Raw genomic sequence first — 21113 nt, 5'->3', positions numbered from 1 at the left:
TGCGCCGCGCAAACGGAACTCTCTTCGTACGTTTCGTAGACTGAAACATCCGTTTCAGCTTTCCCCAGTCGATCCCGGCCTAAAAGCCGCCCGATATTATCGCCCCTTCCGGTATTTGCTTTTCGCACGATCTTTATACACCGGCTTGCAACATCGTAGAGTCGCGTACCGCGCTTGATCGCTACAACCTCGGAATATCTCCCGGCAAGCTTCCGAAGAATGGCTTGGGCCGCGCTCCCAAGCTGCCCGGCATCGATACCGCCGGCTGTCGACCGGTGACACGCAACGATCCGGCGTTTTTCACGCGACAAATTAGCGATACCGCCCGCCTATTCCGCCGATACACTTACGGGATTGGCTGCGCTACAGCGCCTTGGGCGGATGTCTTTTGTACGCTACAAAAAATTGTCAATTCGGCGGTTAATAAATAGCGGATTGCGTCTCGTATCTGTAAACTTCAAAAAACTGGGCCGGCGCGCTGTTCAGTACCTGAAATACACCAAAGCATCAAGACAGGCGATGAGATAGTCTTGATGAGCCCTAATTTTCGGCAGGCGTTTTTGTGCGACAGCCCGAAAACCGGCGCGCAAAAGACACGGTAAGGAGGTTTGGTTATGAAAAAGGCCGTAGTGGTTGGAGCAGGATTACTCGTACTCATCCTCTGGGGCGACGTGCTGCTGCATCTACTCATCACGGCAATCGAACTCGTGCTCGAAACCATAGAGCTCGTGACAGAGCATGTGCTGGAGGCGCTCCTGGAGGTCACCCCCTATGAGGCCCAGGCGATTACGGCATGGCTGGGTTTCGGACTGTTGATACTGTTTCTGGTTTTGGGGTTCAAAAAGCTGAACAAGATTGTTCAGCAGGCAAAATCGACCGTTCCCACCTGGTGGCAAGGGCAAAAAGAGCGCGTCCATTTGAACAGGACCGCTTTGGGATGGCAGATCGCACTAACGGGAATGGTACTGATGCTCCTGCTCCTCTATCTCTAATTGAAAACGCCCATCGGGCGGCATGCCTTCAGCGTCTCCGGCCGTCGGCGGAGATTTCGGATATTCCGCAAACGGCCGGGGCAGACATCATTAATCCCGGGCATCGCTTATCGCGAAATCAGGCTCCCGCTGCACGATTGGCTTTTTTGCGTTCGTGCTCCAAAAGCAGCTTTTTTCTAAGCCGAATGGACTTCGGCGTCACTTCCACCAACTCGTCATCATCGATGAACTCCAGAGCCTGCTCCAGGCTGAGCTTGATGGGCGGCGTCAGGAGGATGTTCTCGTCGCTGCCGGCGGCCCGGATATTGGTCAACTGCTTGGCCTTGGTCGGATTCACCACCAGATCGTTATCTCGGGAATGGATGCCGATGATCATGCCTTCGTAAACTTCCGTGCCATGCTCGATGAACAGGCGTCCGCGCTCCTGCAGGTTGAACAGCGCATAACCTAGAGCCTTGCCCTCCACCATGGAGATCATCACACCATTGATCCGCTGACCGATGTCGCCTTTTTTGACCGCGCCATAATGATCGAACACATGGTACAAAAGACCGGTGCCCGAGGTGGCGGTCATGAATTCGGTCTGGAATCCGATCAAACCGCGCGACGGTATCATATATTCCAAGCGTACGCGGCCCTGGCCATCCGGCATCATGTTCAGCAGGTCGCCCTTGCGCTCGCCCAGCTTCTCCATCACCGCCCCTTGATTCTCCTCCTCGACTTCGATGGTGACGAATTCGTAGGGCTCGCAGAGCTCGCCGTCGATTTCCTTGATGATGACCTCCGGACGCGACACGCCAAGCTCGTAGCCTTCGCGGCGCATGTTCTCGATCAGAATGGACAGATGCAGCTCGCCGCGTCCCGAGACCGTGAATTTGTCAGGATCGGCTGTGTCTTCCACGCGCAGGGCGACATTGTGCAGCAATTCCCGCTGCAGCCGTTCGCGAATTTGGCGCGAGGTGACGAACTTGCCTTCTCTGCCGGCAAAGGGCGAATTATTGACCTGGAAGGTCATGCTCACGGTGGGTTCGTCCACGGTCAAAGGCGGAAGCACCTCGACGCAGTCGGTCGCGCAAATGGTATCGGAAATTTCCAGAGTATCGATGCCGGTGAAGGCGATGATGTCGCCGGCGTTGGCCTCGGGCACTTCGACCCGCTCCAGCCCCTTGAATCCGAAAACCTGGAGGATGCGGGCGTTGCGCTGTTTGCCGTCGCGGCTCACCACTACCACGGGGGTATTGGTCTTGATACTGCCGCGCTGGATGCGGCCGATGCCGATGACACCTACGTAAGAGTTGTAATCCAGCTGACTGATCTGCATCTGGAAACCGCCCTCCTCGTCGACCTGGGGCGGATGCACCTTGTCGATGATGGTCTGGAACAGCGGGTCCATGCTGCCCTCGCGGATATCCGGATTGTCTCCGGCATAGCCGTTCAGGGCCGAAGCGTAAATGACCGGGAAGTCCAACTGCTCCTCGGTCGCTCCCAGCCGGTCGAACAAATCGAAAGTCTGATCCAATACCCAATGCGCGCGCGCTCCAGGGCGATCGATCTTGTTGATGACCACGATGGGCTTCAGCCCCAGGGCAAACGCCTTCTGGGTCACGAACCGGGTCTGCGGCATCGGACCGTCCACCGCATCCACCAGCAGCAGCACCGAATCCACCATCGACAGGACGCGCTCCACCTCGCCGCCGAAGTCGGCATGCCCGGGCGTATCGACGATGTTGATATGGTAGCCGTTCCAGTCGATGGCCGTGTTCTTGGCCAGGATGGTGATGCCCCGTTCTTTTTCCAGAGCGTTCGAGTCCATGACCCGTTCTTCCAGTTTTTCGTGGGCGGCGAAGGTGCCGGATTGCTGGAGCAGCTTGTCGACCAGAGTGGTTTTGCCGTGGTCTACGTGGGCGATGATGGCGATATTACGGAGTTTTTCGATCATAAATCGGGAAACGAATAGGTGATGGAGGCTCGAAACTGGGAAAACCGGCTATTCTACCAGATTCGAAAGCTTACTCGGACTTCGCCGGGCGGGCTGCTCTCGCCCTGATGGGAAGCGACCAGTAACCCCAGTCCAGCCTGCGCCGGCGGGGGCGGGAATCTGATCGCAATGAAGCAAACAGCGGACGACGGAGTGGAATGTCTTGCGGAACGCGCCTCGTTCCAAGCGCCGATGATCCGTTGCGCACACCGGCAAATCAGGCGCCCATGCGATCCGGTAGCCGGCGCGGCGCCCGGCACTACGTCTTTTGGCCTACGAAAAAAGCCTCGTTGCGGCAGCCCCGGGCCAAATCTCCGATTCGCCCCTCTTCGCGATAAAACACGAGCCTGAAACGGCTGCCGAATAGGCGCAGCAACTCGTTCGCACTGAGAAGATAAGCAGGATTCGTCGGCCCGGTCCCGGCCGCTTTTTCCCGCGTGTAGGTCTGATAGAACAGCAAGCCGTCCGGTTTCAGGGCATTGATGATGGCCGGGCCCAGGGAGCGCTCCAAAAAGCGGCTGACGACGACGACGTCGAACGATTCCGCCATCGGAGGAGCATCGACAACATCTCTGACCTCGGCGCGGAGGCTCAGACCGAGCCGTCGCGCGTAAACGTTAACCCGGCTGATCGCTTCCGGAGAAATGTCCCACGCATGGGTATCAAACCCGCGTTGCGCCAGATATAAAGCGTTTCCCCCGAGTCCGCAGGCCAAATCCAAGGCGATGCCCGAAGCCGGCAGGAGATGCGCATTATCCGCCAGAACCCTGGCGGGCTCCGGAATCGCGTCGCCGGCTTCGCGGTAGATCCGGTCCCACTTGTCTCGAATTTCGCCCTCGCCTTCCGTCATGCAACGCTTCCTCCGTCAGACCGCCGCCTCGGTAGCCTGAAAGATCTGTTCCACCATAGGGATGAGTTTCTTGTCGAGCAGGAACATGATGACGTGATCTCCCTCCTCGATTACCGTATCGTGGTGAACCTGAATCACTTCCTCGCCCCGCACCAGGGCTCCCATGACCACGCCCGGCGGAATTTCGATCTGGTCGATGGGTATCCCGACCACTTTCGAGCTGCCGCGCCGCCCGTGCGCGACCGCTTCGATCGCTTCCGAAGCGCCATGCCGAAGGGAGTGAACCTGAACGATGTCGCCGCGCCGCACGTAGCGCAGCAAGGCGCTGATGGTCGCCTGCTGCGGAGAGAGGACGAGATCCACCAGCGAGGTGCCGACGAGATCCGCATAGGCACTTTTGTTCACCAGGCTGATCACCCGGCGGGCTCCCAGGCGCTTCGCCAACATGGCGGACAAGATGTTGGCTTCGTCGTCATTGGTGATGGCGCAGAAAATATCGGTATTTTCGATGTTTTCGCTCAACAGGAGTTCTTTGTCCGAAGCATCGCCCGCCAGCACCACGGTATTGCTCAGATCGGCAGCGATTTTTTGGGCGCGCTTATAATCCTTTTCGATGAGCTTTACCTGATAGCGTCCCTCCAGCGCCTGGGCCACGCGCTTGCCGATATGCCCGCCGCCGGCGAACATCAGCCGCTTATAAGGCCGTTCGAGTTCTCTGAGTTCGCTCATGACCGCTTTGATTTCTTCGGATGATGCGACGAAAAACACCTCGTCGTCCGCCTGAATGATGGTTTTTCCGTTGGGAATGACTGGCTGACCGTTCCGAAAGATGGCCGTGATGCGCGCATGGACGTTGGGCATGTGCTGATGAAGCTCGCGGATTTCCCGCCCGACGAGCGGCCCGCCCTGATGAGCCTTGACCGATACCAGGCGAACGCGGCCTTCCGCAAAATCCAAAACCTGCGATGCGCCGGGATATTTGAGCAGCCGCTCGATGAATTGAGTGATGATCTGCTCCGGACTGATGACCACGTCGATCGGAATGGTTTCCGGCGAAAATATCCCCGGATAGCTGAAATATTCGATGGCGCGGACTCGGGCGATCTTTCGCGGAACCTTGAACAGGATGTCCGCCATCTGACAGGCCAGCATGTTGGTTTCGTCGTCGCTGGTCACGGCGATGAGCATATCGGCCTCATCCGCCCCGGCTCGCTTCAAGACCGTGGGATGCGCCGCATTGCCCTGAACCGTGCCGATATCGAACCGGTCCTGCAAATCCTTCAATAAGGCCGGCTGCGTATCGACCATGACGATATCGTTAGTCTCGCTCGCCAAGCTGGCGAGCACGCTACTTCCGACCTGTCCGGCGCCTAGGATGATTATTTTCATTATTGAAAGCTGAAGTTGAACGGACGAAGCTGGAGGATGGCAAAACCCGAAAGAGCCGAGCCGACGGCGCTAGCGCTTTTCTCTGAATTTTATCCCCAGCGAATTGAGCTTGCGGTACAGATGAGTACGTTCCAGGCCAATGGCATGCGAAAGACGGGCGACGCTGCCGCTGTACTTTTCCAGGTGATATTCGAGATAAGCTTTCTCGAATCGCTCGCGCGCCTCTTTGAGCGGCAGATCGTAAAAATCGGGCTGCCCCACGGCTACGCCGACCTCCCCCAAAGACTCGCCGAGCGCGGCCTTGACTTCATCCAGTTCCACCTCTTCCCCGCTGCCGAGGATCAACAGGCGCTGCACCAGATTTTTCAGTTCGCGAACATTGCCATGCCACGGATAATGCCGCAAAAAGTTCTGAACCGGCACGGGAAATTTGCGGAAGGGCAATTTCTCTCGGCTCACGAAATAATCGACGTAAAAACGGAGGAGTTCCGGCACGTCTTCGTTGTGCTCGCGCAACGCCGGAACCTTGAGCATGACGACATTCAGCAGATAATACAGCTCGCGCCGAAAACGGCCGGATCGGACTTCTTCCTCCAGCGATTTCCGGGTCGATGCGACGATACGCACATCCACGTTGATCAATTCGCTGCCGCCTACCCGCGAGAACGAGCTCGACTCCAGCGCGCTGAGAAGGCGCAACTGCGTTTCCTCTTCCATGTCGGCCACTTCGTCGAGAAACAGCGTTCCGCCGTGCGCCTGCTCCAGCAATCCGTAGTGAACCCGGCTGTCTTCGACCCGGCCGAAAAACTCCACCGCCGAGTACTGCGGCGCGATCGTGCCGACGCCCACGTCCACGAAAGGACCGTCGCGCCGCGCGCTGCTGGCGTGGAGATAACGCGCCAGGGTTTCTTTCCCTGAGCCGGGCTCGCCCACGAACAATACGCGGGCGTCGTGCTGCGCCAGGCGCTTGATCTGGTCGCGCAAACGCTCGATCGCGGCGCTCTTGCCGATAGGCTCCACCGGGATATCGACCCGTCGCTTCAAGCCGATGTTTTCCCGCTTGAGTCGGGCGTTTTCCAAGGCCCGCTCGACGGTGACCAGCAGTTTGGCCAGGGACAGGGGTTTTTCGAGAAAATCGTAAGCGCCCAGCCGCGTGGCCTCGACCGCGGTCTCGACCGTCGCGTGGCCGGACATCATGATCACGGGGCAAAGCTGATCGTCCCGGAGCCACTCTTTCAGCAAAGTGATGCCGTCCTCGTCCGGCATCCAGATATCCAGCAATATCAGGTCCGGCATCCGTTCCGTCCTGAGCTTGCGGGCTACGCTCGCGTTCTCGGCGACGGCAACCTGATATCCCTCGTCTTCAAGAATTTCCTGAAGCAAACGGCGGATGTCCGGTTCGTCGTCGACCACCAGAATATTCGCTTTGACCACTGTTTATACCTCCACCGCCAGCCCGCGCATCACAGTCGTTTCGGCTGCGGTCGGCACTCGTATGATAAAGCGCGCGCCTTCGCCGCGCCCCGAAACCAGCCGGATGCTTCCGCCGTGTTCCTCGACAATCTTCTTCACGATCGCCAGCCCCAATCCGGTACCTTTGGATTTAGTCGTCACGTAAGGCTCGAAAATTCGGTCGGCCTGTTCGGGAGGAATGCCAGGACCCGAATCGTGCAATTCGATCTCGACGTACTGGTGGCGATTTTCCTCGATCGACCGCGTTTTGATGTCCATTTTACCCGACATACCGGGCGCCATGGCTTCCTGAGCGTTCTTGATCATATTGTGCAAAACCTGCCGAATCCTGACCGGATCGGCGTAGATCGGAGGCAAGGCCGGCGCCAGATCGAGCGCGAACTCCAGGCCGGACTGAGGCGGATAAAGCGCCACCACTTCCTCGATCAGAACGTCGATGTCGATCCGCTGTAACTGAATGATGGACGGTTTGGCGTATTCCGAAAAGGCATTGACCATCGTCTTCATGGCCTCGACCTGCTGCACGATGGTTCGGGTGGCGCGATCCAGCACCTCGGCTTCGGCGGTCTCCAGACTCCTGGACAGTTTGTGCTTGAGGCGCTCGGCCGAAAGCTGGATCGGCGTGAGCGGATTCTTGATCTCGTGCGCCAGACGCTGAGCCACCTCGCTCCAAGCCGCCTGGCGCTGAGCCTGGATCAGCGCGGTCACGTCGTCGAATACCACGACGGCACCCTGCGATTCGCCGTCCGAGCCGAACAGCGGCGTCCCTCGGCACAGCAATTCCTGGCGTCCTTTAGGTCCGAGAAAGGGGATTTCTTCGCGCCAAACACTTTTCTCCTTTTCCAGCCGGCTTCCGACGATCTCCATCAAATCGGCCAAATGCGGCTGCGCTTCCGTCAGCTCGCCGATGGTGGCGCCGACGTTCCTGTCGAATTCGGCATGGAGAATGGCGTTCGCCGCCTGATTGGCGGTCAACAGACGCATCGATTCGTCGAAGCTCAACACGCCGGATGACAGGTTCGACAAAACGGTTTCGAGATAAGCGCGCTGGCGCTCGACTTCCTGCCGGGAGTGCTGCGCCTCGTCTCTGGCCTGGGCGATTTTCTGGGTCATGGCGTTGAACGATTCGACCAGAAAGCCCAGTTCGTCCTTGCGTTTCACCGGCAGGCGCTTCTCATAATTTCCTTCAGCCACGGCTCTCGTGCCGTGGGCCAGATACCGGACCGGCGCAACGATGCGGCGAATGCTCAAAAACGCGGACCACATGGCGGCCAACAAGCTCAGCAGGAGCACCAGGGACAGAGTCAGCGAAAACGTCAGCTTCAAAGAGCCGCGCAGAAAGGTAAGCTCCTTGTAGTGTACGTAAGCCGACTCGACGGTTTTCGCGAGATCGGCCAGGCGCAACGGAACCGGATAAATGCCTTGAAGATACTGCGCGTCATCGCCCGCGACGGAGACCACGGCTCTGATCTGCAAGCTATTCGCGCTATCGGAGTCGAGCCCCACGTACGATTTGCCCTGCTTGACCTGCAACAAAATTCCCGTCTCCGGAAAGTCCGGGATGATTCGCCCGGTTTGGCTCCCGATAAACGCGATGATGCGCCCCTGCTTCGAAAAAACCGTCAATTCGCCGTCTTCGGCATGTTCCCGCAGCTCTCCCAGGCGCATGGGAGCCATGGCTTCCGGCGAATCCGCCAGGCCCTCCGCGATTTGCTCGGTCTGCTTCAAAACGGCGCGCATGCGTTCGTCCAAAGCGGCCTGCCCCAGTTGCAGAGCGTCCTCCATGGCCTGGTCGATGCGAACGTCGAACCAGCTGTCGATGCTCTGCTGAAGGAACTGCATCGAGTAGTAAAACACGATGGACGCCGGAGCCAGGCTCAGCAGGGTGAACAGGAACACCATGCGAAGCGTAAGGTTGGAACCGGCCGCTTTCCGCTTCAACTGCCTGAACAGCCAGTAGACATTGACGCCGACCAACCCCAACAGCAATACCGATCCCAGCGAGTTGATCAACACCAGCCACGAATACATCTTTCCGAGCTGGGATGCATCCTGGGTCGCCGAGCTCATCAAATGAAGCGACGCCAAGAGCGCCGAAAACAGCGCCAGGATGGTCAGACTGAGTGGCGGTTTTAATCTGCGACGCGCCATCGGTACCAGGAACTCCCGAGATACCAGCCGGGAGAGACGTAGGCGATCGGACGCAAGGGAAGCGGCAGCGACTCGATGTCCAAGTCCACCGACAGACTCGCTTCGTAGCGGCCGCCCTTGACGATACGGTCGGTCGGCAATGCCGTCCAGCCCCGGATCGCGCCCATGGCATCCAGCAAGGCCGTCAAGCTGGCGAAGTTCTCCGTGCCTCCGCCCTCGCGGATGATCTGGAACGATCGGCCCAAAGGATGATAAAGAATCCGGAACTTGCGAAATTCGCTCGATATCGTCTCATCCAGCCAATAATTGCGCTGGCGCTTGACCTTGAAGCGGACGACCAAAGTCAGGGGAACCCCGTGTTTTAGAGCGTCGATGGCGGACTCGCTGAAGCGGTAATCGACATCCGCATTCAATACGTAACGGCTCCCGGAAGGCACGAGCTCGGCGCGCACGATCCGGAATCCGTAATCGGCACAAGCGGCATCGAAGGCCAGCAAAAGGCCGACGAGAAAACTCCATTGACGCGGACGGCGGAGCACTAGCAGGATTTCGCTATGAGGGCGTAATAAAACCCATCCATCCCCTGATCGCCGGTCAGTATTTGCCGGCCATGACTGACGGCTATCCCCCAAGTCGCCTCAATGGGTATTTCTCGCGCGTCGGGATGGTTCCCAAGGAATTCGGCGATGCTCGCTTCGTTTTCTTGCCGCAGGATCGAGCAGGTAGCGTAAAGCAGCAACCCGCCGGGCGTCAGCATGGGCCAGGCCGCATCCAAAATTCGCCGCTGCAACGCCAGCAATGCGGCGAGATCGCCGGGCTTGCGCAAGACCTTGATGTCCGGATGACGCCGTATAACCCCGGTAGCCGAACACGGCGCGTCCAGCAAAATTCGGTCGAAAGCCTGCCCGTCCCACCAGCTTTTCGGATCGGCGGCGTCGGCGGCCAATACTTTGGCATTCAGGCCGGCGCGCGCCAGATTTTCGTGAATCCTGGCGACCCGCTCGGGAGCAATATCGATCGCGACCACATCCTTCAACGCGGGACAGGTTTCAAGAATGTGTATCAGCTTGCCACCCGGAGCCGCGCACACGTCGAGTACCCGCAGGCCGGGCTTCAGCGCCAGAAGCGGCGCGGCCAGTTGCGCCGCGCCGTCCTGCACCGATATCCAGCCTTTCGCGAACCCTGGCAAGTTCTCCACCGGCATGGGATTTTCCAGGATGACGGCGCTATCGGAGACCGGGGAAGCATGGGCCGGGATGCCCGCTTGCGCCAGTTGCTCCAAATAGGCTACCGGCGAAATCGCCAGACGGTTGACCCGCAAAACCAGGGGGGGCGCGAGGTTGTTTTGCCGCAGAATCTCGGCATGACGATCCGGCCAGTCTCGCCTTATCTCCGAAGCCAGCCACTCCGGATGAGCTTCCGCGGCGGTCTCGTTCTCCTCGATCCGGGCCTCCAGCTCCGGCTGCTCCCGAAGATAGGTGCGCAAAATCCCGTTCAGGAGCGGCTTCGCCCAGGCTTTCCGCCGCGCCGCCGATACCGTCTCGGCCACGGCCGCATGCGGTTTGACCCGCATGTATTTGAGCTGATACAAGCCGAGCAGGGCCAGCATCCGGAGATCGAGATCCTTGATCGGTTTGCGCGTCAGCAATCCGAGCAGATAGTCCAGCCGCCAGTACCGGCGCATGACGCCGTAGCACAGGGCCTGCACGAAAGCACGGTCGTTTTCCCGGGGAATTTTCGGCAGCACGGATTCCAGCGCTTGCGTAAGCGTTTTCTGTTGCCCCACCACTTGAACGAGCACGTCCGCCGCCAGCGCGCGTGAATTCGACGCCATCAGGCAAAACGTTCCGATTTGACCGGATGAGCGTTCAAAAACGCCTGGGCCGGCATCCGCTTCCCGCCCGGAAGCTGAACTTCCAGCACGCGGAGCACTCCGCTGCCGGTAGCGACATCCAGGGTCTTTCCGCGCTCCAGGACCGTTCCCGGCTCGGCCGTGGCCGGCTCGTCCAAGCTTTCGGCCAGCCAAATTCGCAATATCTCCCCGCGGTAAAGCGTTTCGGCCACCGGCCAGGGATTGAACGCTCTCACCCGGCGCTCCAAATCGATGGCCGCCGAGGTCCAGTCCAAGCGCGCCTCGTGCTTTTCGAGCTTCGCCGCATAGGTAACCCGGGTTTCGTCCTGAATCTCGGGCCGCACCGTCCCGGCCTCGATTTCGGGCAATGCTTCCGCGAGCGCTTCCGCGCCGAACCGGGCCAGCCGGTCGTGCAGATCTCCGGCCGTTTCCAGGGGCGCGATCCTACAGATCTTCTTGTGCAGCATCGGGCCGGCATCCAGCCGCGGCTCCACCATCATGATGGTAATGCCGGTGACCTCGTCGCCGGCCAAAATGGCCCTTTGAATGGGCGCCGCGCCCCGCCACCGCGGCAGCAACGAAGCGTGAACGTTGATGCAACCGAGCCGGGGAATCTCCAGAACGCTTTTCGGCAGGATGAGCCCGTAAGCCACCACCACCATCAAGTCGGCCTCATGGGAGCGAAGCCGCTCCTGTTCTTCGGAATCTTTCAGCGTCGCCGGCTGAAAGACCGGAACGCCGCAAGTCTGCGCCAGTTGCTTCACCGGGCTGGGTTTGAGCTTCTGTCCACGCCCCGCCGGGCGATCGGGCTGGGTATAGACCGCGCAGACTTCATGCGGTCCATCCAAGAGCATTTGCAGGGTGGGAACGGCAAACTCCGGCGTACCGGCGAAAACGATCTTCATAAGCGAAAACGGCGAATGGCCACGGCGCAGCGGCGCGAGCACGCGCCGCCGCATAAACTAAAAGAAGGATTCGCTCCGCCCGGAGCGAATCCTTCTCCCTGAAATATCGGACGATTCGAAATCAGACGGCCGCCCGCGCCTTCTGCGGCTGTTGCGAGGACCGCTGCCGCTGATCCTTTTTCAGTTTCTTGCGGATCAGCTGGCGCTTCAACGGCGAGAGATAATCGACGAACAATTTCCCATCCAAATGATCCATCTCGTGCTGGATACAGACCGCGAGAAGGCCGCCGACTTCAAGCTCGAAAGGATCGCCATTGCGGTCCAGCGCGCGCACCTTGACCGTTTCGGCGCGGCTTACCTTTTCGAAAATGCCGGGAACGGACAGGCAGCCCTCATCCATTTCTTCGCTCCCGTTTTTCTCGACGATTTCCGGATTGATCAGGCAAACCGGGGCATTCTTTTCCTCGGACACATCGATGACCACGATGCGTTTTTGGACGTTGACCTGCGTTGCGGCCAGCCCTACGCCAGGAGCGGCGTACATCGTTTCGAACATATCGTCCACCAGGCGCTTGATCGATTCGTCAACCACGGGCACGGGAACCGCCTTTTTGCGAAGCCGGTCATCGGGAAATTCAAGAATGGTTAAGATGGCCATAACTTATATCGGGGACGCTAAATACCTGAGCCAATGGAATTCTAACGAAATTCAACTAGACTTTGAACGCCGATCATTAGGACCCGATTCCTTTTTGAAAGTTGCGCATGCGTTATCGCAAATACAGCCTTATACCGGGTCCGGCACACCCCCCCGACCGAACGGCGGCACCATGCGCGATGAGCAGGAGACAAGATGACGCTTCGAATTCTTATCGGCATTGGTGCGTGCTTGCTCGGCAGCGCCGCGTCGGCCGGCCACATCCAGTTGAATCCGGCTCATCCGGATCGGTACACCGTGGTCAAGGGGGATACCTTATGGGACATTTCCGGAAAATTTTTGAGCAAGCCCTGGCAGTGGCCGGAAATCTGGCAAAACAACCCCCAAATCCGCAATCCGCACCTTATTTATCCGGGTGATGTCATTGCCCTGAGCTACGCGGACGGCGAACCGCGCTTGCACCTCGAAACCGAGTCGGATATCCGCCTTAGCCCGGAAGTCAGGGTCAGCCCGCTGGCCCGCGCCATCCCGCTCATTCCGATGGACGCGATTCGCCAGTTCTTGACCAGACCGCGAGTCGTCAACGATCGCGAATTGCAGGAAGCGCCTTATGTCGTCGACTTTGCCGGCGAACATATCGTCGGCGGAATCGGCGATCGGGTTTATGTGCGCGCCATCGAGGACGGCACCGACCGGGCCTTTACCCTATTCCGGCCGGGACAGGCCTACAAGGATTTCGTCACCGACGGCGTTCTCGGCTACGAAGCGATTTATGTCGCCGACAGCCAGTTGGAACGCACCGGCGATCCGGCGACGCTGCTCTTGACCCGCGCCGAGCGCGAAGTCATCATCGGCGACCGGCTCCTGCCGGTCGAGCAAGAGAAAATCGAAATCCATTTCCAGCCGCACGCGCCCGCACAGAACATCGAAGGGCACATCATCAGCGTCCTGGACGGGGTTTCCCAGATCGGTCAATATCAGGTGGTGGCGATTGACAAAGGAACTGCCGACGGCATCGAAACCGGGCATGTTCTGGACATCTATCAGAGCGGACGCCCCACGCGCGACATCGTGAATCCAAGACCCGGCGAAACCGTGACCTTGCCCAGCGAACAGGCCGGCCTGCTGATGGTCTTCCGCCCCTTCGAACGCGTCAGTTACGCGGTGGTCATGAGCGCGACCCGCGCCATACACGTATCCGATACCGTTAAAACCCCTTGACGGCAGCCTCCTCGGAACATTCTGAAGAGCTGCGCTACTGGCTGGCTCTGCACCGGGCGCCGCTGATCGGAAGCCGGCGGTTCTGCGCCGTTCTCGCCCATTTCCGCAGTCCACGAGTACTTTTCGAAGCCAAGGCGGTCGACCTGGTCGCCTTGGGCCTTAAAGAAAAGACCATCGCTTATCTTCGCCGGCCGGACTGGCAAACGGTGGAAAGCGATTTGCGCTGGCTGAGCGCCGCAGGCCACGATTGCCTGACGCTGCACGATCCGCGATATCCGGCGCTATTGCGCGAAATACCCGATCCGCCGCCGCTGATCTTCGTCAAAGGGGACGTGAGCGCCCTTTCGTCCCGCCAGATCGCCATCGTCGGAAGCCGAAATCCCTCGCCATCGGGCCGGCGGATTGCGCGCGAGATCGCATCGGCCTTGGTTTCCGCCGGCTTTGCCGTCACTAGCGGGCTGGCTCTGGGAATCGATGCCGCCGGGCATTCCGGAGCGCTCGAACGGGGCGGCGTTACCGTGGCCGTTGCCGCCACGGGCCTGGATCGAGTGTATCCGCGCCAACATCAAAATTTGGCGGACGACATCGTCGCCCGAAACGGCGCCTTGGTCTCCGAATTTCCGCCCGGCACCGGCCCCAAGGCCGATCATTTCCCGCGCCGGAACCGCATCATCAGCGGCCTCTCCCTGGGCACACTGATAGTCGAAGCCGCGCCACGCTCGGGCTCTTTGATCACCGCACGGCTGGCGGCCGAACAGGGACGCGAAGTGTTCGCCGTTCCCGGCTCGATTTACAATCCGCTTTCCCGAGGATGCAACGAATTGATAAAAAACGGGGCAAAGCTGGTCCAAACGGTTGACGATATCGTCGAGGAATTCGAGACGCAGTTGCCCGTCCAATCCTACGAACCTTTGATTCAAACCATCCCGGAAGACGATCAACCTCATAAGGGCCTCTTGAAATATATTGCGTACGACCCGACCTCTGTGGATACTCTAGTAGCAGCCACAGGAAACACGCCGGAAGCCATCGCTTCGATGCTCTTGTTGTTGGAACTGCAAGGCCACGTTGCCTCTACACCCGGAGGATGCTACTTCCGGACCCGATGAATTTCCTAGCCGTTGCACCATCCCTTAGTTGAGACCGCTCAATGAAAGAAAATGTATTCGATGTCCTGATCTATCTTTTTGAAAACTATATGGATGATGATGTCGAGCTAACACCCGATCCCGACATGATTCGCGTCGAGCTCTTGGAGGCGGGATTTCCGCAAACCGAAGTCAACAAAGCCTTTGAATGGCTCGAATCATTGGCCGAACACAATGCGATCAAACCCGTTTCCTCACCGGCCTTCCGCATCTTTTCCGCCCAAGAAACCGCAAAGCTCGACGCCGAGTGCCGCGGCCTCCTGTTGTTTCTCGAGCAAAGCGGAATTCTCACACCGGCCAGCCGCGAACTGGTCATCGACCGTATCATGGCCTTCAACGAAGAAAGCATCTCCCTGGAAAACCTCAAATGGGTTGTGTTGATGGTGCTTTTCAGCCAACCTAATGAAGAAGTCGCCTTCGCGCGCATGGAAAATCTCGTTTACGAGAGTCTGCCCAACTATCTGCACTGATTTCATCCGTTTCTCCGGTTTCTTGCCGAAGAAACCGGAGAACCTTTCCTAAACGCAAACAGCTTGTCCCCCAGTAGAATCGATGAGTCAAAACCTGGTCATTGTTGAGTCACCGGCAAAAGCCAAAACTATTGAAAAATATCTCGGACGAGATTTTCAGGTTTATGCGTCTTATGGCCATGTCCGTGACCTCGTTCCCAAAGAAGGAGCCGTCGACCCCGATCACGATTTCGCGATGAAGTATGAGCTCATCGAGAAAAACGAGAGACACGTACAGACCATTGCCAAAGCCGCCCAGAAGGCGAACGCCTTGTTTCTCGCGACCGACCCGGACCGCGAAGGCGAAGCGATTTCCTGGCACATCTACGAAATCCTGAAAGCCCGCAAGGTACTCGACAACAAACCGGTGCACCGCGTCGTTTTTCATGAGATCACCAAACGCGCCATTACCGAGGCGATCCAAAACCCCAAAGCGCTCTCCACCGATCTGATCAACGCGCAGCAGGCGCGCCGCGCGCTGGACTATCTGGTCGGCTTCAAGCTGTCGCCCTTGCTGTGGAAGAAAATTCGGCGCGGCCTCTCCGCAGGGCGAGTGCAAAGCCCGGCCCTTAGAATGATCGTCGAGCGCGAGATCGAAATCGAAAAATTCGAGATTCGGGAATACTGGACTCTCGACGCCGACCTCAATGCGGACAGCCAAAAATTCCGCGCCCGGCTCATCAGCCTGAACGGCGCCAAGCTGGAACAATTCAGCCTCGTTACCGAGGAACAGGCGGACCAGACCAGGAGCGCGCTGCTTGCGGAAGCCGACGGTAAGCTGCAAGTCGTGAAGATCGAGGAAAAGGAGCGCAAAAGAAATCCCGCGGCACCTTTCACCACCTCCACATTGCAGCAGGAAGCGGCGCGCAAGCTGGGTTTCACCACCAAGCGCACCATGGCCATCGCCCAGCAGCTTTATGAAGGCATCGACCTGGGCGGCGAGACCACCGGGTTGATCACGTACATGCGTACCGATTCGGTCAATCTGGCCAATGAAGCGGTGCAGGAAATTCGCGAGCTGATCGGGTCCCGGTTCGGCAAAGAAAACCTGCCCAAGCAGCCGCCTCTTTACAAAACCAAGAGCAAAAACGCGCAGGAAGCCCACGAGGCCGTCCGGCCCACTTCGGCTTTTCGGCTGCCGGAACAGGTCAAACCCTTTCTCAGCCCCGATCAATATAAGCTTTACAACCTGATCTGGAAGCGGACCGTCGCCTGCCAGATGATCCACGCCACCATCAAAACCGTCTCCATCGACCTGTCCTGCGGCACGAAAGGAGTTTTTCGCGCGACCGGCTCGACCGTGGTGAATCCCGGCTTCATGAGCGTGTATCTCGAAGGCAAGGACGATGTGCCCAAGGAAGACGACGAAAGCTTCTTGCCGGCGCTCAAAGAAGGCCAATGGGTCGATTTGCTCGACATCGTTACCGCTCAGCACTTCACCGAACCGCCGCCGCGTTACACGGAAGCGAGCCTGGTCAAGGCCCTGGAGGAATACGGCATCGGCCGCCCTTCGACCTACGCGGCGATTATTTCGACCCTACAGCAGCGCCATTACGTCGTGCTGGAAAACAAGCGATTTCACCCCACGGACGTGGGGCGAATCGTCAATAAATTCTTGACGGAACATTTCACCCAATACGTCGATTACAACTTCACCGCCAATTTGGAGGACGATCTGGACGCCGTTTCGCGCGGCGAAAGAAATTGGATTCCTCTGATGCGGGACTTTTGGTATCCGTTCAAATCGCTGATCGACACCAAAGACGAAAGCTTGAAGCGCGCGGACGTCACTCACGAATCGCTCGACGAAGCCTGCCCCGAATGCGGCGGGCAGCTTTCCATACGTCTGGGGCGTAACGGCCGCTTCATCGGCTGCACCAATTATCCCGAGTGCAAATACACCCGCAACATCAACGGAGAGGCTGCGCCTGCCGCACCGGAAGTGGTGGAAGGAAAGCTCTGCCCGGCCTGCTCGTCGCCGCTGGTCATCAAGACCGGCCGATTCGGGAAATTCATCGGCTGCAGCAACTATCCCAAATGCAAGCATATCGAACCGCTCGAAAAACCCGAAGACACCGGAGTACGCTGCCCTGAATGCAACAAGGGACAGTTGATCAAGCGCAAGTCGCGCTTCGGAAAATTGTTCTTCTCCTGCAACACCTATCCGAGTTGCAGCTATGCGGTCTGGAATCCGCCCATCGCCGAACCCTGCCCCAACTGCGCCTGGCCGATCCTGACGCTGAAAGTGACCAAACGGCGGGGCACGGAAAAAGTCTGCCCCCGCAAGGAATGCGGCTATGCAGCGCCCTACGAAGGCGAACCGCTGGCCGAATCCGCGACATGACGCCGCCGGCGGGCCGGGGAACGCATGCTGTCGAAGTTTCGTCTGAGGCTCGCCGCATCCCGCCTGCGAGACGGAGGGATCATCGCTTACCCGACCGAGGGCGTGTACGGTCTCGGCTGCAACCCCCTAAACCGGCGGGCGGTGCTGCGCTTGCTGGCGCTCAAAGAACGACCTGCCGCGAAAGGGCTGGTTCTCATCGCGGCCAAATTCGACCAAATCGAACCGTATCTCGATATACCGACCGAATTCATGCGGAATAGAATCCTATCGACCTGGCCGGGACCGGTCACCTGGATCATTCCCGCAGCCGGCTGGGTGCCGGCCTGGCTGAGAGGGGCGCACGCGAGCGTGGCCGCCCGCGTCACGGCCCACCCGGAAGCGGCAGCGCTGTGCCGCGCATTCGGCGGCCCCATCGTTTCGACGAGCGCCAACAAAAGCGGTCAACCGCCAGCCCGTACGCCCGTCGCCGTTCGGAAGCATTTCTCGACCAACCACGTATTGCTCATCCCCGGTCGCCTCGGCGGGAGGCGCGGCCCGACCGCAATTTACGATGCCTCGACCGGCGCCCGACTGCGTTGAGCGGCACATTGAAACCTTTTTAGCTTGACACGCCGACCTCTCATCCATAGCATTCCAGCGTTTTGCAGGACACGGCCGCAGCGGGAGCGATTTCATCCTTAATGACCATATCGACTTCGTCACAGATCAACTCGACAGCTTCGCAAAATCCGAAAACGGATTTTACGGGTATTCGCCGTTTGGTAGAGGAAGAGACCTCGGCTGTCGACCGGCTCATTCTTCGCGAACTCAGTTCCGATGTGTTGCTCATCAATCAGATCGGTCAATACATCGTAAACAGCGGCGGCAAACGCCTGCGCCCGATGCTGTTGCTACTGGCCTCCAAAGCTCTTCGATATCACGGGCAGCAACACATCACCCTCGCGGCAGTCATCGAATTCATCCACACCGCTACCCTGCTCCACGACGACGTGGTCGACGAATCGACCCTGCGGCGCGGGCAGAATACCGTCAATGCGCTTTGGGGTAACTCGGCCAGCGTTCTGGTCGGCGATTATCTGTACTCGCGCTCGTTCGAATTGATGGTGAGCGTGCAGAACATCCGCGTCATGGAGATTCTCTCGCGGACGACCACCGCCATAGCCGAGGGCGAGGTGTTGCAGCTCCTCAACTGCAACAATCCCGCCACAACCGAACACAAGTACCTCGAAGTCATCTCTCGCAAGACAGCGATCCTGTTCAGCGCGGCAGCACAACTGGCCGCCGTTCTAGCGGGCGCTCCCGAATCGACCGAACTCGCGCTGAAGGATTACGGCCTCCACCTCGGCATTGCCTTTCAGTTGATCGACGATGCCCTGGACTACATGGCGAACCCCGCGGAACTCGGAAAAAATCTCGGCGACGACCTGGCGGAAGGCAAGCCGACGCTGCCCCTGATCTATGCCATCGAGCACGGTGACGCAGCGCAGGCCGCGGTGCTCCGGGGCGCCATCGAGAACGGCGACCGCGACGCGTTTCGCGAAGTTTACGAAATTGTTGAATCTACCGACGCAATCGCGTACACTGCGCGGCGCGCTAGGGAAGAAGCCACGAAAGCAGTTGAACTGCTCGAAGTACTGCCCGCATCGGAATATAAGGATGCCCTCATTCGATTAGCCCATCTATCGGTCGATCGAAGCTATTAAAAAATCACCATTCGGGGTGTAGCTCAGCCTGGTAGAGCACTGCTTTCGGGAGGCAGTGGCCGGAGGTTCGAATCCTCTCACCCCGACCAATTCAATCCCTAATATTCAACACGTTACAAAGTTGGATTTCGACAGCTTCACGGTCGATTTTCACAACGTGAACCCGTAACGTGAAACTCGTATCACTTTTCCTTTTCACGCCTCATCCAGCGGGGTTTAGTCGCGCCACGTTCGTGCGCTTTTCCGACCGCGAGGACAGCGAAGCCTGGTTGACCGGGCTGCGCGAGGCCTTCCGCTACTTCGGCGGCGTGCCGGCGGACGTGTCGTTCGACAATGCCGGCGCCATCATCACCGAGCGGGATGCCTACGGTGAAGGTCGGCACCGCCGGTGTTCAGCCGGCGGTGCGACGGGCCGTGGAACGGCTCGTCCTGCGGCCGCTGCCGGTTCAGGCGGTCAAAGGCACCCCCGCCCCCAGGCTGCGTCCCGGTCGCGTCCTGCCTCATGACAGCCTGCAGCATCCCCTGTCGGTGTACGACCAGTGGCTGGAGGTGACGGCATGACTCTGCAGCATGCCCGGATTACCGAACTCAGCCAGAGCTTGAAGCTCGAGCGGATCGGGTCGGACTGGCCCCATCTGGCCCAGCAGGCCGCCGATCGCGAGGAGAGCTTTGCCGATTTCCTCGAGAAACGGCTCATCGCCGAGGCCAAGGCTCGCGTTGAACGCACCCGGCAGACCTTGCTCCAGATGGCCACCTTGCCGGTGGTGAAGACCTTGGAGCAGTACGACTTTACTTTTTCCTCGGGAGCGCCCCGCGCCCAACTGCAGGAACTGGCGACCTTGAGCTTTATCGAGCGCACCGAGAACATCGTTCTGCTCGGCCCCAGCGGCGGGGTCGGTAAAACTCACCGCGCGATCGCCCTGGCCTACCGCGCGGTGATGGCCAGCCTCAAAACTCGCTTCGTCGCCGCTGCCGACCTGATGCTGCAACTCACCGCCGCACACCGCCCGGAACGGCTCAAGGACTACTTCAATCGGGTCGTGATCGCGCCGAGGCTGTTGGTCATCGACGAGATCGGCTGTCTGCCGCTCGGACGCGACGAGGCGAATCTCTTTGTCAACATCGTCGCCAAGCGCTACGAGCGCGGCAGCCTGATGCTCACCAGCAACCTGCCGTTCACCCAGCGGGCGGGCACCTTTGCCGATGATCAGACCCTGACGGCCGCGATGCTGGACCGGCTTCTGCATCACGCCCACATCGTGCAAATCACCGGTGAGAGTTACCGCTTGAAGGACAGGCGCAAGGCCGGAACAACCCCGCCGCTACTCCGGAACCAGGCCGATCACGGCACGGCTCTGACCCAGCCGTTGGCGGCGTGAGGTTGTCTGTCACGCTGGAAACTCGCTTTTCTGCCCTTATCAAATTTTCTCAGACAATGCCCGTGCAGTTCGGAGGAGTAGCCGATCGATCAGTTCGGAAATCAAGATTTCATCCTCCGGCGTTCCTTTGCGGGCTTCCTTCAATGCAAAGCATTCCTTCTTGAGAGTATTGACCAGGAAAGGCTGATAGAACTTGGGGATGGTGATCGAGGAGTCTTCCGCCTTGAGCAACCCATGAAGTCGCTCGGCCTGCACCTCGGATGTTCCCAGCTTCCCTGATTTCAAAAGCCTGGAGCCGTCAGGGAGATAGCTGTTGAGGTCTGCCAAAGAAGCGGTTTTCGGAGCAAGGGCCAGGAGACTTGCCGCTAGAGCCAAGTGAGTCCGCCTGTGGATGGCGCCCGCGAAAACCGATGCTTTTTCGACACTATTGAGGCGTTCGATAGTTTGAACAAGCTGACGAGCGTGCAATGTTGCCGTGTCACATTTGGGTTCCTCGTCCGCTAGCTTCGTCCCGAGGCGGACCGTAGCCAACTGCTCGAATTGCATAACCAACATGGAGGC

Annotated in this window: 18 protein-coding genes, 1 tRNA gene and 1 pseudogene; 10 read left to right on the top strand and 10 right to left on the bottom strand. The window is 59.0% G+C overall.

Translation table 11 applies throughout. The features are described 5' to 3' along the window. The first annotated feature begins 614 nt into the window (after positions 1-614). Complete coding sequence (locus ACWJKU_RS05310; protein ID WP_454146491.1) at positions 615-992, top strand: hypothetical protein; 378 nt, start codon at positions 615-617, stop codon at positions 990-992. A gap of 118 nt (positions 993-1110) precedes the next feature. Here ACWJKU_RS05310 and typA read toward each other — a convergent pair whose 3' ends face one another. The 9 genes from typA to def all read right to left on the bottom strand — a co-directional run bounded on the left by typA (position 1111) and on the right by def (position 12248). Then, a complete protein-coding gene (typA, locus tag ACWJKU_RS05305; protein WP_454146489.1) occupies positions 1111-2931 on the bottom strand; it encodes a translational GTPase TypA in 1821 nt (606 codons plus the stop codon). Positions 2932-3229: 298 nt separating this feature from the next. Continuing rightward, complete coding sequence (locus ACWJKU_RS05300) at positions 3230-3820, bottom strand: class I SAM-dependent methyltransferase (RefSeq protein ID WP_454146487.1); 591 nt, start codon at positions 3818-3820, stop codon at positions 3230-3232. 15 nt (positions 3821-3835) lie between these two features. Beyond that, complete coding sequence (trkA, locus tag ACWJKU_RS05295; RefSeq protein ID WP_454146485.1) at positions 3836-5209, bottom strand: Trk system potassium transporter TrkA; 1374 nt, start codon at positions 5207-5209, stop codon at positions 3836-3838. A 69-nt stretch (positions 5210-5278) separates the two neighbouring features. Next, positions 5279-6643, bottom strand: coding sequence for a sigma-54-dependent transcriptional regulator (locus ACWJKU_RS05290; protein WP_454146483.1), 1365 nt, complete (start codon positions 6641-6643; stop codon positions 5279-5281). Between the two features lie 3 nt (positions 6644-6646). Continuing rightward, positions 6647-8833: an ATP-binding protein gene (locus ACWJKU_RS05285; protein WP_454146481.1), complete on the bottom strand. Its 2187-nt coding sequence runs from the start codon at positions 8831-8833 to the stop codon at positions 6647-6649. Then, a complete protein-coding gene (locus ACWJKU_RS05280) occupies positions 8815-9372 on the bottom strand; it encodes a DUF4390 domain-containing protein (protein ID WP_454146479.1) in 558 nt (185 codons plus the stop codon). Before ACWJKU_RS05280 ends, ACWJKU_RS05285 begins: the two co-directional genes overlap by 19 nt. Then, a complete protein-coding gene (rsmB, locus tag ACWJKU_RS05275; protein ID WP_454146477.1) occupies positions 9372-10667 on the bottom strand; it encodes a 16S rRNA (cytosine(967)-C(5))-methyltransferase RsmB in 1296 nt (431 codons plus the stop codon). The genes ACWJKU_RS05280 and rsmB overlap by 1 nt, the downstream gene beginning before the upstream one ends. After that, positions 10667-11590, bottom strand: a complete 924-nt coding sequence (fmt, locus tag ACWJKU_RS05270; protein ID WP_454146475.1) for a methionyl-tRNA formyltransferase — start codon at positions 11588-11590, stop codon at positions 10667-10669. Before fmt ends, rsmB begins: the two co-directional genes overlap by 1 nt. Before the next feature lie 121 nt (positions 11591-11711). Further along, the gene (gene def / locus ACWJKU_RS05265) at positions 11712-12248 is read right to left on the bottom strand and encodes a peptide deformylase (protein ID WP_454146473.1); all 537 of its coding nucleotides are present in this window, start codon (positions 12246-12248) and stop codon (positions 11712-11714) included. Positions 12249-12443: 195 nt separating this feature from the next. Between def and ACWJKU_RS05260 the strand changes: the two genes are divergently transcribed. From ACWJKU_RS05260 to istB, 9 genes and pseudogenes are all read left to right on the top strand, one after another. Further along, positions 12444-13469 (top strand): LysM peptidoglycan-binding domain-containing protein, encoded by a 1026-nt coding sequence (locus ACWJKU_RS05260; protein WP_454146471.1) that lies wholly within the window; start codon positions 12444-12446, stop codon positions 13467-13469. Beyond that, on the top strand, positions 13466-14578 hold the full coding sequence (gene dprA / locus ACWJKU_RS05255; RefSeq protein WP_454146469.1) for a DNA-processing protein DprA: 1113 nt from the start codon (positions 13466-13468) through the stop codon (positions 14576-14578). The genes ACWJKU_RS05260 and dprA overlap by 4 nt, the downstream gene beginning before the upstream one ends. Positions 14579-14619: 41 nt before the next feature. After that, a complete protein-coding gene (locus ACWJKU_RS05250; protein ID WP_454146467.1) occupies positions 14620-15087 on the top strand; it encodes a DUF494 family protein in 468 nt (155 codons plus the stop codon). An 82-nt stretch (positions 15088-15169) separates the two neighbouring features. Further along, positions 15170-17470: a type I DNA topoisomerase gene (gene topA, locus ACWJKU_RS05245; protein WP_454146465.1), complete on the top strand. Its 2301-nt coding sequence runs from the start codon at positions 15170-15172 to the stop codon at positions 17468-17470. Positions 17471-17494: 24 nt separating this feature from the next. Next, positions 17495-18049 (top strand): Sua5/YciO/YrdC/YwlC family protein, encoded by a 555-nt coding sequence (locus ACWJKU_RS05240; protein WP_454146463.1) that lies wholly within the window; start codon positions 17495-17497, stop codon positions 18047-18049. Positions 18050-18150: 101 nt separating this feature from the next. Then, a complete protein-coding gene (gene ispB / locus ACWJKU_RS05235) occupies positions 18151-19173 on the top strand; it encodes an octaprenyl diphosphate synthase (RefSeq protein WP_454146461.1) in 1023 nt (340 codons plus the stop codon). Between the two features lie 12 nt (positions 19174-19185). After that, positions 19186-19262, top strand: a tRNA-Pro gene (locus ACWJKU_RS05230). 123 nt (positions 19263-19385) lie between these two features. Further along, positions 19386-19734 (top strand): annotated as a pseudogene (locus tag ACWJKU_RS05225) (IS21 family transposase); the annotation flags it as partial. Then, positions 19731-20552 carry an IS21-like element helper ATPase IstB gene (gene istB, locus ACWJKU_RS05220; RefSeq protein WP_454146459.1) on the top strand — a complete coding sequence of 274 codons (822 nt, stop codon included), beginning with the start codon at positions 19731-19733 and terminating at the stop codon, positions 20550-20552. The pseudogene ACWJKU_RS05225 and the gene istB, both read left to right, overlap by 4 nt. A 39-nt stretch (positions 20553-20591) precedes the next feature. Here istB and ACWJKU_RS05215 read toward each other — a convergent pair whose 3' ends face one another. Further along, entirely contained in the window at positions 20592-21107 is a 516-nt protein-coding gene (locus tag ACWJKU_RS05215; RefSeq protein WP_454146457.1) for a hypothetical protein, read from the bottom strand. Positions 21108-21113: the final 6 nt, after the last annotated feature.

This window comes from Methylocaldum sp. MU1018, assembly GCF_053646775.1.
The sequence above is the reverse complement of the archived record's forward strand: the minus strand, read 5'-3'. Positions and strand labels throughout refer to the sequence as shown.

Excerpts from the sequence above, each read along its gene's own strand:
- ACWJKU_RS05310 (WP_454146491.1), top strand. The coding sequence starts at position 615 with ATGAAAAAGGCCGTAGTGGTTGGAGCAGGATTACTCGTACTCATCCTC.
- typA (WP_454146489.1), bottom strand. The coding sequence starts at position 2,931 with ATGATCGAAAAACTCCGTAATATCGCCATCATCGCCCACGTAGACCAC.
- ACWJKU_RS05300 (WP_454146487.1), bottom strand. The coding sequence starts at position 3,820 with ATGACGGAAGGCGAGGGCGAAATTCGAGACAAGTGGGACCGGATCTAC.
- trkA (WP_454146485.1), bottom strand. The coding sequence starts at position 5,209 with ATGAAAATAATCATCCTAGGCGCCGGACAGGTCGGAAGTAGCGTGCTC.
- ACWJKU_RS05285 (WP_454146481.1), bottom strand. The coding sequence starts at position 8,833 with ATGGCGCGTCGCAGATTAAAACCGCCACTCAGTCTGACCATCCTGGCG.
- rsmB (WP_454146477.1), bottom strand. The coding sequence starts at position 10,667 with ATGGCGTCGAATTCACGCGCGCTGGCGGCGGACGTGCTCGTTCAAGTG.
- fmt (WP_454146475.1), bottom strand. The coding sequence starts at position 11,590 with ATGAAGATCGTTTTCGCCGGTACGCCGGAGTTTGCCGTTCCCACCCTG.
- def (WP_454146473.1), bottom strand. The coding sequence starts at position 12,248 with ATGGCCATCTTAACCATTCTTGAATTTCCCGATGACCGGCTTCGCAAA.
- ACWJKU_RS05260 (WP_454146471.1), top strand. The coding sequence starts at position 12,444 with ATGACGCTTCGAATTCTTATCGGCATTGGTGCGTGCTTGCTCGGCAGC.
- ACWJKU_RS05250 (WP_454146467.1), top strand. The coding sequence starts at position 14,620 with ATGAAAGAAAATGTATTCGATGTCCTGATCTATCTTTTTGAAAACTAT.
- topA (WP_454146465.1), top strand. The coding sequence starts at position 15,170 with ATGAGTCAAAACCTGGTCATTGTTGAGTCACCGGCAAAAGCCAAAACT.
- ACWJKU_RS05240 (WP_454146463.1), top strand. The coding sequence starts at position 17,495 with ATGCTGTCGAAGTTTCGTCTGAGGCTCGCCGCATCCCGCCTGCGAGAC.
- ispB (WP_454146461.1), top strand. The coding sequence starts at position 18,151 with ATGACCATATCGACTTCGTCACAGATCAACTCGACAGCTTCGCAAAAT.
- istB (WP_454146459.1), top strand. The coding sequence starts at position 19,731 with ATGACTCTGCAGCATGCCCGGATTACCGAACTCAGCCAGAGCTTGAAG.
- ACWJKU_RS05215 (WP_454146457.1), bottom strand. The coding sequence starts at position 21,107 with ATGTTGGTTATGCAATTCGAGCAGTTGGCTACGGTCCGCCTCGGGACG.